General features: G+C 64.6%; 11 protein-coding genes. 5 read left to right on the forward strand and 6 right to left on the reverse strand.

Annotated elements, in window-relative coordinates:
* Positions 1-29 precede the first annotated feature (29 nt).
* A complete protein-coding gene (locus GR138_RS13110; protein WP_160859689.1) occupies positions 30-3,422 on the reverse strand; it encodes a YhdP family protein in 3,393 nt (1,130 codons plus the stop codon).
* A 148-nt stretch (positions 3,423-3,570) separates the two neighbouring features.
* Here GR138_RS13110 and GR138_RS13115 point away from each other — a divergent pair, with 148 nt between their 5' ends.
* The 5 genes from GR138_RS13115 (at position 3,571) to GR138_RS13135 (ending at position 8,395) form a co-directional block, all read left to right on the forward strand.
* Positions 3,571-4,038: a peroxiredoxin gene (locus GR138_RS13115; protein WP_160859690.1), complete on the forward strand. Its 468-nt coding sequence runs from the start codon at positions 3,571-3,573 to the stop codon at positions 4,036-4,038.
* A 22-nt stretch (positions 4,039-4,060) separates the two neighbouring features.
* Complete coding sequence (locus tag GR138_RS13120; protein WP_160859691.1) at positions 4,061-4,888, forward strand: ferritin-like domain-containing protein; 828 nt, start codon at positions 4,061-4,063, stop codon at positions 4,886-4,888.
* Positions 4,889-4,986: 98 nt separating this feature from the next.
* Positions 4,987-6,276, forward strand: a complete 1,290-nt coding sequence (locus GR138_RS13125; RefSeq protein WP_338091083.1) for a M23 family metallopeptidase — start codon at positions 4,987-4,989, stop codon at positions 6,274-6,276.
* 193 nt (positions 6,277-6,469) lie between these two features.
* Positions 6,470-7,972, forward strand: coding sequence for a DEAD/DEAH box helicase (locus GR138_RS13130; protein ID WP_160859692.1), 1,503 nt, complete (start codon positions 6,470-6,472; stop codon positions 7,970-7,972).
* A 9-nt stretch (positions 7,973-7,981) separates the two neighbouring features.
* Positions 7,982-8,395 carry an NUDIX domain-containing protein gene (locus GR138_RS13135; RefSeq protein WP_160859693.1) on the forward strand — a complete coding sequence of 138 codons (414 nt, stop codon included), beginning with the start codon at positions 7,982-7,984 and terminating at the stop codon, positions 8,393-8,395.
* Positions 8,396-8,412: 17 nt separating this feature from the next.
* Here GR138_RS13135 and GR138_RS13140 read toward each other — a convergent pair whose 3' ends face one another.
* From GR138_RS13140 to GR138_RS13160, 5 genes are all read right to left on the reverse strand, one after another.
* Positions 8,413-10,563, reverse strand: coding sequence for a TonB-dependent receptor domain-containing protein (locus GR138_RS13140; protein ID WP_160859694.1), 2,151 nt, complete (start codon positions 10,561-10,563; stop codon positions 8,413-8,415).
* A 110-nt stretch (positions 10,564-10,673) separates the two neighbouring features.
* Positions 10,674-10,991 carry a TfoX/Sxy family protein gene (locus GR138_RS13145; protein WP_160859695.1) on the reverse strand — a complete coding sequence of 106 codons (318 nt, stop codon included), beginning with the start codon at positions 10,989-10,991 and terminating at the stop codon, positions 10,674-10,676.
* A 3-nt stretch (positions 10,992-10,994) separates the two neighbouring features.
* A complete protein-coding gene (locus tag GR138_RS13150; RefSeq protein ID WP_160859696.1) occupies positions 10,995-12,605 on the reverse strand; it encodes an NTP transferase domain-containing protein in 1,611 nt (536 codons plus the stop codon).
* Positions 12,602-13,300, reverse strand: a complete 699-nt coding sequence (locus GR138_RS13155; RefSeq protein ID WP_160859697.1) for an XdhC family protein — start codon at positions 13,298-13,300, stop codon at positions 12,602-12,604. Before GR138_RS13155 ends, GR138_RS13150 begins: the two co-directional genes overlap by 4 nt.
* Positions 13,300-13,626 carry an XdhC family protein gene (locus GR138_RS13160; RefSeq protein ID WP_160859698.1) on the reverse strand — a complete coding sequence of 109 codons (327 nt, stop codon included), beginning with the start codon at positions 13,624-13,626 and terminating at the stop codon, positions 13,300-13,302. Before GR138_RS13160 ends, GR138_RS13155 begins: the two co-directional genes overlap by 1 nt.
* Positions 13,627-13,635 lie beyond the last annotated feature (9 nt).

The raw sequence follows: 13,635 nt of genomic DNA on the forward strand, positions 1-13,635 counted from the left end.
ACGATCAAGGCCGCCTCCGGGCGGCCTTTTTATTGGAACTCGAAAATGTTGCGGAAGACGCCCGGTGCGATGATCGACAGCGGGTTGATGGTGAGGTGCGGCTTGTCGAGCGGGCCGGACAGCTTGAAGGTGATGCCAATCAGCCCGCGGTCGTTGCCGTTGCCGAGAAGGATGCCGATGATCGGCAGTTCGGCGAAAAGCCGGTTGAGACCATAGGCCGGCATGAAGGTGCCGGTCATGTCGGTCCGGCCCTTGGCATCGCGGACGGTTCCGCGGAAGGTCGCGCCCACCATGTCGCCGCGCACCACGCCGTTGTCGAGGCTGAGCGCCCCCCCGCCGGTGCGCACCTGCGCAAAGCCGCGGGAGAATTGCACCGCGCTCACGTCGATCTCGCGCCGGACGGCATCGTTGAGGCTGCGCCCGTCGTCGCCGGACGGCGTCGAGACGAGAGAGCGCAGGCGCTCCTCACCGACGAGGGCGAAGTTGCGGATATCGACGGAACCGAGCCAGCCGTCGTTGGCTGTTGCGCGCAGGCGGAGGTTCAGGAGACCACCGCGCATGTTGCGGTAGATATCGGCAAAACGCGCGACGGCACCGGCATCGCCACTGGTGAGCTGAAGGGCGTCCGAGCCGCCGGTTTTCGCCAATTGCGCAACGACCGGCGCGCCCCCGGCCGTCACGGCCGAAAGATCGACGGCGGAAATGCGGCTGCCCGCCTTGCTAAAGCGGAAGTTGACGTTGGAGAGCGCCTCGCCGTTGAAGCCGATGGCGCGCGACAGGTTGGCGGTGACGCTGATACCCTGTTTTTCACCGGCGGCACTGCCGTTCCCGCTGCCCTTCAGCCGCGCCAGCACGGCGCGCACGTCGGCCGTTTCGCCATCCGCGACGACGGCGTAGCCGGATTTGCCGCGCGTCACCTTCAGGCGGTACCGATCGTCGGCGGACAACCGAACGGTCGAGAAATCGGCCGCATCCAGCGCCGAGCCACGGAACGTCAGGTTGCCGGCCACATTGAAACCATCGCCGGCAAAACGGAAATCGGAGACCCGCGTCACGCCGTCCTTGGTTTCCGCCGTCAGCTTGACCGTACCGCCGATCCCGGCCCCCTTGGTCCAGCCGATCCACGGAATGGACACCGCAGCAGCGCCGACATCCGCCTCCACCATACGTGGCCCGTCGCCATCCTGTTCCATCCTGATGCCGATCGGGCCTTCCAGCACCTCCTCGAACCCAGGCAGCAGCTTGCGACGATCCTTGTTGCCGAGCGTGCCGGAGAGGATTGTCTTGCGCGGAATGTTGGCAGCCTTGTTGACCGGCTCGATCAGTTCGAGATCGAATGTCACGCCGTCGATATCGGCCTTGGCCTTGAGGTCGGCCTTCTGCGGATCGATGGCGAGCAGCCCGCGTAGCCCCGTCACGGCACGACCCGCGACGGGCTTTGCGACGTCGACGTCATCGAGGGTCAAAGCGGCCGTCCATTGCGGCGGCGGCGGCTTGTGGGCGGCGATGATGCCGAAATGCGCCTTGACGTTCGCCTTTACCTGGCCGGAAAAATCCTCCGGTTTGAAGCCGGTTGCCGGCAGAGCACGGATCGGCCGATAGGTCACCAGTTCGGCGATCGCATCGGCATTGCCGGCCACGTCGATGTCCATGTCCGCCATCAGCGGCTTGGTATAATTGTCCGGCAGCACGAAGGTGCCGCCGGTCAATGCGACGGAGCGGCCGGACGGGAAATAGGCAGCGCCGCCGGTGATGGCGATTTCGGTGCGCGGCCCACGCAGGCGGAACTTGCCGGATGTGTCGCGCAGCGGCGGGATATCGCCGGCGACATTCATGCGCGCACCTTCGATGTCGAAATCGATCTTCAGTTCGTCTGCGCCGAGATGCATCGGCACGCCGGGCTTACGCTCGCGGCCTTCGGCAAGGTAGAACTCGATACGGCCATTGGTGACGGTGCCGCCGAAAATGTTCTTGATCACCCAGTTGCGCGCCGTCTTGGCCATCCAGAACGGCCAGAACTGCTTGACGGCGGCCGAGTCGAGCTTGCTCGCGATCATGACGAAACTGACTTCCGGCTCACGCTCGCCAAAGCGCATCGCCAGCGATCCCGCAACATTGCCCTTTTCGCTGGAGACGGCCATCTCCTCGAACAACAGGTTTTTCGTCTTCGGCAGGTAAAATCCGTTGACCTTCGCATCGAAGCGGATCGGCGTCTCGGTGGAATCGACCGGCCGGCTGATCGCATCGCTGAAGACCAGATCGATGGCGAAACCCTTGTCCGGCCGATCGGAAACGCGGTCGAGATCGATCAGTCCACCGGTAAAGGGAAAATGCGACAGGCCGACGCTGGCATTCTTCGAGGCAAGCTCGATCGACCCCTTGTCGAAATTGTAGACGGCCTTGAGGGTGGATGGACGCAGTTGCGCGGCGATGCCATCGCCATAGACGCTGCCTGCCGCCAGGCTGATATCGAGGCCGAGCACCGGTTTCGTGTTGGCGGTTTCGCGTACGGCATTGACGGAAATATCGGCCGACGTATCGATACCGGCATGAACATTGCCGTCCACGTCGTTGCCGAGCAGGAATTTTCCAAGCGCGACGTTGCGGATAGAGCCGTCCAATGTCTGGACGACATCCTTCGCACCGGTCGCGGTCAGGTCGATTTCGCCCTGGGCGCCATCCATGGCGAAATGGCCGTCGATCGACATGGTGCCGTCGCCGTCGCGGGAGAATTCGAGGCTGGCAATGGCAAGCGTCACCGGCTTGCCGCCCGGCCCCTGGAAGGTCGCGCCGAGATCGGCGATCCTGACGGTCTGCATGTTGTTGGCGTCGATCAGGCGATGAATGGCGTCCAGCCGCTCGAAGGTGGTTTCCAGATAATCGGGCACGTCGGAGATGCGCAGCGCGGCGAGATCAAGCGGCTTGCTCTTGGGCAGGAGTGCCGCGTTGAACATGGCGCCATCCACATCGAGCCGCGACACGGCGATACGTCCGGTGGCCAGCGCGAGCGGATCGAGCACGATGCCGACCGCCTCAATCGTCGCCAGTTCCCGTTCCGATTCGACCTCGATGACCCGGGCGTTCTCCGCCTTGAGGGCAAAGCCGTCGAGGCCGGCGAGACGCAGGACGGTGTGATCGACGGAGGCGCGGTAGCGCGGGCCGAGCGCCTGGTTGAGCGCGGTGACGGCGCGGGCATTCAGGGTGCTGTCGAAGACGCCCATTTCGACCAGGCCGATCAGCACGGCGCCGAGGAACAGGACGAGCGAAACGGTGGCGGCGATGACGCGGCAGGCAATCCCGGTGCGGCTCGCCTGCCGGGTGTGCAGGACGATCGGCTCATGCGCCTGTGCGGACGGCAGCTCGTGTAGCGGAACGATGTCCTGCTTGCGGAACACGACTTTCTCGCCGCGGATTTCTCCCATCGTGCGCTGGTTTCCTTTGCCCCTGGCGCAGCCTATTCCATGGAATCGGTGCGCATCGTCCGCTGGCCGCTGGACGATTCTGCCTGCCACTATATATGCGGGAGGCCGGGTCCTTGACTCAAAAAGCCGGCCAAAGAAAGGAAATCCCATGGCAGAATTGATCCCGGGCGCAAACGCTCCGGATTTCACCCTCCCGCGCGACGGCGGGGGTACCATTTCCCTTTCGCAATTCCGCGGCCGGCCGGTCGTTCTCTTCTTCTACCCCAAGGACGATACGCAGGCCTGCACGGTGGAAGCCAAGGATTTCACCGCCGCCAAGGCCGACTTCGATGCCGCTGGTGTCGCGCTTGTCGGCCTTTCGCCGGATCCGGTGAAGAAGCACGACAAGTTCGTCAAGAAACACGAGCTGGGTGTCGCGCTCGCCTCGGATGAAAGCCTTCAGACGCTGGAAGCCTATGGCGTGTGGAAGGAAAAGAGCATGTACGGTCGCACTTATATGGGCGTCGAGCGCACGACGGTGCTGGTCGATGCCGCCGGCAAGATTGCCGAAGTCTGGCCGAAGGTGAAGGTCAACGGCCATGTCGATGCGGTGCTCGAAGCCGCCAAGAAACTTTAGCATATCTATACAAGGCACTGGAATGATTGAAATTCCACACATAGAAAGCCTTCGCGGCGGGGCGACGGCGGCCATCAGCGCCGCCGATCTCGACGTGAAGACGGAACTGGCGCAGGAGACCGCGCGGCGCTGGTTTGCCCGCACGCTTTCGATGCGCTCGCCGCTGGATCCGGCGCTGCCGGCCCGTCCCGGCCGGCCGGAAAAACCCGCGCTGATCCCGCCCAAGCATATGGAAAAACGCTCGCTGCATACCGAGAAGGGCCGCATCGCCCTCCTCCATGCGCTCGCCCATATCGAACTCAACGCGGTCGATCTTGCGCTCGACATCGTTGCCCGCTTCACCACGGAGCGCGTGCCGCATTCCTTCTTCGACGGCTGGATGCAGGTGGCCTTCGAGGAGGCGAAACATTTTCGCCTGATCCGCGATCGCCTGCGCGCGCTCGGCGCGGATTATGGTGACCTGCCGGCGCATGACGGCCTGTGGCAGGCCGCGCACGACACCCGCAACGACCTGACGGCGCGCCTTGCCGTGGTCCCTCTCATCCTTGAGGCCCGCGGCCTCGACGTGACGCCGCCGCTCCAGGCCAAGATGCGCGAGACCGGTGACCACGCGAGCGCCGACATTCTCGACATCATCTACAACGACGAGAAAGGCCATGTCGCGGTCGGCGCCAAGTGGTTCCGCTTTCTGTGCGCCCGGGAGAAGAAGGACCCGTCCGCCACCTTCAGGGAGCTGGTGCGGACGAACTTTCGTGGGCCGCTGAAACCGCCGTTCAACGATGTCGCGCGTGCCGAGGCGGGCCTTACCCCTTCCTTCTACCGCTCGCTCGTTTCCGTCAGCCAGAGCTAATATCTTGATGTAAAAAACCCGCCGGGAAAGCCTTTATTAACCCTAACAATGTGTAATCCCCGCACGAGACCAGCATCAAACGGTCGGGGAGTAAACGGGTGGCGGAGCGTCCTGAAAACCGCGTCTTCGGAAAACGCGCCGAGCAGCATGTCGTTATCCTGGCAAGCGGCGACAAAATCCGTCACATGACGATCCGCCCCTGGATGGCGGCCGTCACCTTCTGTTTTGCCGGCATGTTCACGGTCGGTTATCTCGCCGCCACCTCCTATCTCGTGCTGCGCGACGACCTGATCGGCGCCACCATGGCGCGGCAGGCCCGCATGCAGCACGACTACGAAGACCGCATCTCGTCGCTGCGCGCCCAGGTCGACCGCGTCACCAGCCGCCAGCTTCTCGACCAGCAGGTCGTCGAGGAGAAGGTCGAAAAGCTCATGCAGCAGCAGCTTGCGCTGTCCGAGCGTCACGGCAAGCTCAACGCGCTGCTCAACCGGGCCGAAGGCAGCGGCGTGCGGGCAACGGAAGACGTTCCGCTTCCCGATGAAAAGCCGCTGACCGATGGACGCCGCGCCGACGCCGCCGGCGCAATCCATGCCATCATGGGCATGGCTGGCGACACGCAGCCGAAGACGACGCAGCTCGCCTATGCCGCGATCGGCGAATCGGTTGCCGACCGCTCCGACCGGCTTTTCTCCAAGGTCACGCTTTCGCTGAAAGACCTCGAGCACGAACAGATGGGTCGCATCCAGTCCCTGACGGCCGGCGCCTCCGAGACGGCCGACGCCATCCAGACCATTCTGCGCCGGACGGGCTTCGACATTGCCGAGGCCGCCCCGGCGGAAACCGACGCGGAGTCGGGCATCGGCGGCCCCTTCGTCGAACCGGCGAGCTTCACCGATCCGTTCGAAGATTCGATCAATGACCTCGACAGCGCCCTGGAACGCCTCGACAGCGCACGCCGCACTGCGAAAATGCTGCCCTTCGGCAATCCCTCGCCGGGCAGCAACATCACCAGCCGCTTCGGCAACCGCACCGATCCGTTCTTTGGCCGCCTCGCGCTTCACGCCGGCATAGATTTCCGCGCCAGCACCGGCACGGAAATCCGCTCCACCGGCGCCGGCACAATCACCGTCGCCGGCCGCAACGGCGGCTATGGCAACATGGTCGAAATCGATCACGGCAATGGACTGACGACGCGCTACGCGCATCTCTCGCGCGTGCTCGTCAAGGTTGGTGATCATGTGGAAGCGGCGGATCCGGTCGGGCTTTCCGGCACCACGGGCCGCTCCACCGGGCCGCACCTGCACTATGAAGTTCGCCGCGATGGCAAGGCGATCGACCCCATGCGTTTCCTCACCGCCGGCATGAAGTTGACGGCCTATATGGATTGACGTACCGCAAGGCGAGACGCCTTCGTATGACAAATTTGTCTGCCATGAACTTCAAATTGCTCGCGGATTTACCAAATTCGCTGAATTCCTTGACTTTCCGGCACTTTCGGCATATCTGCGCTGCATCCTCGCGGCACGATGCCCGCTGAAACCCATTGCGTTCGCAAGAACCGGAACGGAAACTGTTTTCCCTTTGACCACTTTTGCTGATCTTGGCCTGAGCCCGAAAGTCCTGTCCGCCGTCACAGATTCGGGCTACACGATCCCGACACCGATCCAGGCTGGCGCCATTCCGCCGGCCCTTTCGCGGCGCGACATCCTCGGGATAGCCCAGACAGGCACCGGCAAGACGGCGTCCTTCGTGCTGCCGATGCTGACGCTGCTGGAAAAGGGCCGCGCCCGGGCACGCATGCCGCGCACGCTGATTCTCGAGCCGACGCGCGAACTGGCGGCCCAGGTTGCCGAGAACTTCGAAAAGTACGGCAAAAATCACAAGCTCAACGTCGCGCTGCTCATCGGCGGTGTTTCCTTCGATGAACAGGACCGCAAGCTCGAGCGCGGCGCCGACGTGCTGATCTGCACCCCCGGCCGCCTGCTCGACCATTGCGAGCGCGGCAAACTCCTGATGACGGGCGTCGAAATCCTCGTCATCGACGAAGCCGACCGCATGCTCGACATGGGCTTCATCCCGGATATCGAGCGCATCGCCAAGCTCATCCCCTTCACCCGCCAGACGCTGTTCTTCTCGGCCACCATGCCGCCGGAAATCCAGAAGCTCGCGGACAAGTTCCTGCAGAACCCGGAACGCGTCGAAGTATCGACCCGCTCCTCGACCGCCACGACCGTGACGCAGCGCCTCGTCGCCACCCACGGCAAGGATTACGAGAAGCGCGCCACGCTGCGCGACCTCATTCGCGCGCAGGAAGACCTGAAGAACGCCATCATCTTCTGCAACCGCAAGGTCGATGTCGCGGATCTCTTCCGCTCGCTCGACCGCCACGGCTTCTCCGTCGGCGCGCTGCATGGCGACATGGATCAGCGGTCGCGCACGACCATGCTGGCCAATTTCAAGGAAAACAAGCTCACGCTTCTCGTGGCATCCGATGTCGCTGCCCGCGGCCTCGATATCCCGGACGTCAGCCATGTCTTCAATTTCGACGTCCCGATCCACGCCGAGGACTATGTCCACCGCATTGGCCGCACCGGCCGTGCCGGCCGTTCGGGCGCCGCCTTCACCCTCGTCTCCAAGCGCGACGGTAAGTTCCTCGATGCCATCGAAAAGCTGATCGACAAGAAGATCGATTGGCTGAGCGGCGGCCTCGAAGACCTGCCGCAAGCCGCCGAGAGCGAGGAGCGCGAACGGCCCCGCAACGGGCGCGATCGCGGTGGTCGTGACCGCGACCGTGATCGTTCCCGTGGACGCAACAAGGGCGAAGCCCGCGCCACGGAAACCCGCATCGAGACCGTTGAGACCGAAGAGAAGGTGGAAGTCGTGAAAGCTGAACGCAAGGCGGAAGGGCGGCCGCAGAATCCCGCTCGCAATCCGCGGGCTGCAAACCATGCCGCGCCGCGTCCGGCCAATGACGACAGCCGCGATCGCCGTAACCGCTATCGTCGCGATGAAGACGACGGCCCGACGCCGCTCGGCTTCGGCGACGAGGTCCCGGCCTTCATGCTGGTCGCCGGCAAGGCCTGATTTCTAAAAATGCCTGTTCCCGGCATCGATGTGCCAGGCCTCGGTTGCGGCCTGGCCATTTTGCGTGAGGGCAAGCTTTTGCTCTACCGGCGCCGCAATGCGCCGGAAGCCGGTTGCTGGAGCATTGTCGGCGGCAAGGTCGACCATATGGAACGGGCAATCGATTCCGCCCGCCGCGAGGCGCAGGAGGAATCGGGACTGACCATCGGCACGGTCGAGTTCCTGTGCATTTCCGAACAGATCATCGAGGAAGAGCGCCAGCACTGGCTGTCGCTCATCTATGTGACGGAGGATTTTGCCGGGGAGGCCCGCGTCATGGAGCCGGAAAAGCTGCCGGAGTTCGGCTGGTTCCCGCTCGATGCCCTGCCCGTGCCCCTTTCGCGCTTTGCCTCGGACGCCGTCAAGGCGCTCCGCGTGCGTTAAGCACTGGCGGTTCTGTCTCAGAACCGCGCGGTGGCGCCGAAGATGAAGGTGCGACCACGGCCGTTGTTGATGCCGGCGAGGTTGTCGGAAAGCCCGGAATTCGCCTTCATATAGGCCTTGTCGAAAACATTCTCCACGTTGAAGAAGACCTTGGCGTTTTCGTTGATCTGCCAGGAGGCGTGCACGTCGAACAGCGTGTAGGCGTCGACCTTGTAGGCATCGGGTTTCCCGAGGAATGCCTGTTTGCTTTCCCCGACATAGCGCATGCGCCCACCGACCGTCAGCGCCTCTTCGAGGAAGCGCATGCCGACGTCGACGGTTGCGAAATCGTCCGGCAACTGGCCGGTATCGCTCGTGGTGCCCGAGGAAGAGCCCTGCGGCTGATCGGTATCGGCAAGCGTCAGCGAGAAGCCAGCATAATAGCGCCCGGCATCATAGCCACCTTCGATTTCGAGGCCCTTCATCACCGTCGTGCCATCGAGATTGACCCAGCACGCGACGCTGCCGTCACCGGGCTCCCAATTGGGGCAAAGCGTGCCCGTGGCATCGGTCCGGTAGGTGATGTAGTCGCTGATGCGGTTGTGGAAGTAGCCGACCTTGAGCCAGGCGGTATCGCCGGCCGCCAGCAGGTCGTCGCCCTTCAGATTGACACCCAGCTCCCAGCCGCGGCTCTGCTCCGGCACGAGGTTCGGGTTGTTGTTGACCGGGTCGGACGATCCGTCGAAGCTGTGGCCGCCCGGATAGAACATCTCGGCCGCCGTCGGCGGGCGCGAGGTGTGCGCGTAGGTGACATAGGGCTGCAGCCAATCGAACGGGCGCGCAGACAGGGTGATCTTCGGGTTGAGGTCACCGCCATGCCGCGAGATGGCGTCGCCGGGGCATGGATCGCCGTCGGGGTCGCACCCATTGGAGCCCGGCGCATCGTAGCCGCTGATGCCGTCCACCTTCCAGTAATCGTAGCGCAGACCACCGGTCAGATCGAAAATGCCGCGCGTCAGCGTCGCCTCGCTGAAGGCGCCCGCCTTCTGCAGCGTTCCATCGGCATTGGCGCCGCGCTTGGCATTGCCTTCATATTCGTCGTGGCTATAGGCGACGCCATAGGAGAGCTTCAGCTCCGTCGCGCTGCCGAGGTCGAAATGCATGCGGTTGGTGATATCGAAACCCGTCGTCGTGTTGGTGCCCTTGCGGCCATCGAACGCCGCGCCATCGATGCTCGACCCGTCGAATTCCAGATCGGTGATGTTGAGATAGGCATTGGCCGAGAGGTCGATCAGGTCGTTGCCCGGCTTGTAGGTGTACTTGGCCGTATAGGTCTGGTTCTCGACCACCCAGTTGTAACCGGAACTGCCCGGCAGGAATTCGCTGCCGTACCAGATGCCGCCGAGTGACAGCTTGCGATCGGAATCCGGCTCGATGTTCACCTTGAACAGGCCCGACTTCGGATGCTCGTCGCCGGCGCTCGGATAGATGATACCGTCGCCGTTTTCGTAGGGGCTCTTCTTCGTGTCGCTGATTGCGCCGACGACGCCGATCTCACCCTCGCCCATGTCCGTCCGGGCCGCCCCGGCCAGCAGGCGCGAATAGTCGAAGCCGTTCGTGCCGATACGCACGGTGGACATCACGCCCACGTCCTTGCCCGGCAACAGCACGTCGTCGACATCGAGCGTGCGGAAGTTGGCAGCGCCCGCCAGCGTACCCATGCCCTCGGCGCCGGAAACCGCACCACGCGACACATCCACGCCGACCAGCATGTTCTGCTCGACATAGAGCATGTTGTCGAACGTGCCGGCGTGACCCGAGAGGTTGCGGAAGGTCTGCGGCACGCCGTCGATCATGCTGTTGACGCGGCCCATGCCCTGCAAGCCACGGATGTTGACGATGATGCCGGGCTGGTCTGCCGGTTCGCGCGTGAAGGTGCCGGGCATCGAGCGCAGCACCTGCGTCGCATTGCCGGAAAACTGTTCCTGGATTTTGACGCGGTCCGCCTTGGAGACGGCGGCCGGCACATCGACAACACCGTCGCCGTTGCCATCGCCTTCCACGTTGATCTGCTGGAGCAGGGTCGCGCCCGGCTCCTGCGCCTTCACCGGTGCAGCCGTCGCCAGAAGTGCAAGCGCCATGGCCGTGCCGGCGAGAAGCGTCGACGTGTGGAAACGATCATCTTTCATGGGAACCTCACCGGACATCAGGTCGCGCGAGCGCGCACGCGAACTGCTCGGTAATGGACAACATGATAAACCAAGTCAAGTTTAATTGCGGCAATTATCCGGCCGTATCGCTACTGCGCGCGCAGCGCCGCCTGATAGGCCCGGCGCACCCATTGCGCCATCTCGTCCGGATCGTCGAAAGCGTCGTCGGGAATGGACCAATAGGGCATTTTCACAGGCTTGCCCTGCTTGCCCTCATAGAACCATTGCCGGCAACCGGCCGCCTCGAAATCCGGCGCGCTTGTCTCGTCCGCCTTGAGCAGGATTTCGTCGGAGACTTCCAGCGCGAGAATCCGGCCCTGGTGATAGATGCCCTTGCCGCCGAACATGCGCTTGATCGTCACCGGCCCGAGCGCCTGGAACATTTCCTCGATCGCATCCCGGTCCATGCCCTAGCCTTTCAGAACGCCACCGGCGGCCACGACGGCCTCCGGCGTATCGACATCGACATGCGCCGCCTCGCCGATCTCCACATCCACCACGTCGAGCCCGGCGCTTTCCACGATATGCCGTGCGCCGACATCGCCTTCAAGCTGCAGGATGGCGGAAAACGTCGTGCGCGGCAGCACGACGGGATTGCCGCGCTTGCCCCCGGAAACGGCCCGCACGATGGCATGTCCGCCCGCCGCGGCAAAGGCATCGAGCAGCCGGCGCACATCCGCCTCGGTGACATGCGGCATGTCGGCCAGCATGACCACGATGCCGTCGCAGCCCGGCGACAGGGCGGACACGCCCGCGCGCAGCGAGGTCGACATGCCCTGTGCGTGATCGGGATTGCGCAGGAGATCGACCGTCAGCCCGGCCAGTTCCGCCTCCACCTCGTCCGCGCGGTGCCCGGTCACGACGAGCACCCGCGCTGGCCTTGCCGCCAGCGCGGCCTCCACCGAACGGCGCACCAGCGCCTTGCCATCGAAGGTCGCCAGCAGCTTGTGGTCGCCCTTCATGCGGCTGGCACGCCCGGCGGCCAGAACCAGCGCCGTGACGGCAAGCGGCCGCTCGGGCGCGCGCAGCTCGCGCGGTTGCGGACGGCTTGGAATTTCCGCAAGAAGACCTCCGACGCCCATGCCCGTAATCTCCCTGGATCCCGGTTTCTCACCGGCGAAAATGCGCGCCAGAATCCAGTCGAAGCCGTTTTCCTTCGGACTGCGCGCGCAACCCGGCGCGCCGAGCACCGGCACTGCACCGACCTGCCCCAGAACCAGCAGATTGCCCGGGTCGACCGGCATGCCGACATGCACGACGGCACCGCCCGCAGCGCGGATGGCGGCTGGGATGACGTCGTTGGCATCCGTCACGGCAGACGCGCCGAACACCACGACGAGGTCGTTTTCACCGGCTGCCTGGCGGATCGCCGCGGCAAGCGCCGCCGGCTGGTGCGGCACGCGCCGCTCGCCCGTCAACCAACTGTCGGAGGGGTGCAGGCGCTGTTCCAGCAGCCGGCGCGTCTTGTCCATGACAGAGGCCTTGAGCGCCGGCAGTTCCGTCGCAACCAGCCCGACCCGGTGCGCCACGAAGGGTTTCACCTCCAGCGTCCGGCTCGCCGCAAGCGCAGCCGCCGCCCGGCGCGCAAGGGCTTCCGGCACGGCCAGGGGAATGATCTTGATCGTCGCCACCATGTCGCCCGCGGCAACACTGGCATGATCCGGCAGGGTGGCGATGGTGATTGCCGGATCGACCCGGTTGAAGCGATCGATCGCGGCCCGGTCGGCGACGAAGAGGCCGTTCGCGGTGGCATGGAGATTGATGCGACCGGTCGCCGGCGGTGTGAAGCTGAGATGATCGGGGACGATTGCCGCCGCAATCAAGGTCGCCGCCTCGTCCTCGCCGATATCGCCCTCCTCGAGGCGCACCGCGATGACGGTGGCGACACCCGCAGCGACGAGGGCGGCCTGATCGTCGGTGGCCACCACATGCCCCTTGCGCAGCGACAGGCCCTCGGCGCGCACGCCATGGGCCAACCGCGCGCCCTCCGCCTCAACAACCGGGATTTCGCCGAAGATCACGAAACGGCTCCCAGCAAAGGCCGGCGACGCAGGTGCGCGACGATATCCGCCAGGATGGCGACGGCGATTTCGGCGGGGCTTGCGGCACCGATATCGAGGCCGATCGGTGCTGAAATCGTCGCGATCTCCGAGTCGCTGTGTCCAAGCGCCTTCAGCCGTTCGACACGCCTGGCATGGGTCTTCCGGCTGCCGAGCGCGCCGATATAGAAACAGCCGGTGGAAAGCGCCTGCGACAGCGGAAAATCGTCAATCTTCGGATCATGCGTGACCGCCACGAGCGCGGTATAGGCATCGAGCGGCCGCGCCGGCAGCACATCCTCCGGCCAGTCGGCGACAAGGTCGACATCGGCGAAGCGCTCCTCGGTGGCAAAAGCCGTGCGTGGATCGATGATCGTGATGTCGAAGCCGGCGACCTTCGCCATCTGCGCCAGCGCCTGGCTGATATGCACCGCGCCGATGACCACGATGCGCGCCGGCGGCAGGTGGACGTTCAGGAAGAAATTGCGATCCTCCGCCGCCACGATGGCGGATTTGCCGGACCGGAACGCGCTTTCGACCGCCGCGCCGAGCGGGCCGGCGACCGGATCACCCTCGCGGACCACCCGGTCGCGGCCGTCGCCGAGATCGGTCAGGTGGATGACCGCGCGGCGGGCGGCGCGCTCCGTGTTCAGCTTGCGCAGCAGGTAGGGATCCATCAGCCGACCCGCTCCACATAGACCCGGATGCGCCCGCCGCAGGAGAGACCCACACGCCAGGCCGTCTCGTCGGCGACGCCGAATTCCAGCAGGCGCGGCTCGCCGTTGCCGATCACCTCCATCGCCTCGCCGATCACCGCCCCCTCGACGCAGCCGCCTGATACGGAACCGTGAAAATTGCCCTCGCCGTCGATGACAAGATGGCTGCCGACCGGGCGCGGCGCCGAGCCCCAGGTTTCGACGACGGTGGCGAGCGCCACCATGCGGCCATCGTCCATCCAGCGTTCCGCGATGGTCAGCGGGTCGTGCGCGTCGTTTGCATCCATTCGTCCCTC

It is taken from the genome of Shinella kummerowiae (assembly GCF_009827055.1).
In the GTDB taxonomy this organism is placed as follows: domain Bacteria; phylum Pseudomonadota; class Alphaproteobacteria; order Rhizobiales; family Rhizobiaceae; genus Shinella; species Shinella kummerowiae.

Coding starts and splice junctions, on each gene's coding strand:
- GR138_RS13140 (WP_160859694.1), bottom strand. CDS start 10,563: ATGAAAGATGATCGTTTCCACACGTCGACGCTTCTCGCCGGCACGGCC.
- GR138_RS13135 (WP_160859693.1), top strand. CDS start 7,982: ATGCCTGTTCCCGGCATCGATGTGCCAGGCCTCGGTTGCGGCCTGGCC.
- GR138_RS13145 (WP_160859695.1), bottom strand. CDS start 10,991: ATGGACCGGGATGCGATCGAGGAAATGTTCCAGGCGCTCGGGCCGGTG.
- GR138_RS13160 (WP_160859698.1), bottom strand. CDS start 13,626: ATGGATGCAAACGACGCGCACGACCCGCTGACCATCGCGGAACGCTGG.
- GR138_RS13155 (WP_160859697.1), bottom strand. CDS start 13,300: ATGGATCCCTACCTGCTGCGCAAGCTGAACACGGAGCGCGCCGCCCGC.
- GR138_RS13120 (WP_160859691.1), top strand. CDS start 4,061: ATGATTGAAATTCCACACATAGAAAGCCTTCGCGGCGGGGCGACGGCG.
- GR138_RS13115 (WP_160859690.1), top strand. CDS start 3,571: ATGGCAGAATTGATCCCGGGCGCAAACGCTCCGGATTTCACCCTCCCG.
- GR138_RS13110 (WP_160859689.1), bottom strand. CDS start 3,422: ATGGGAGAAATCCGCGGCGAGAAAGTCGTGTTCCGCAAGCAGGACATC.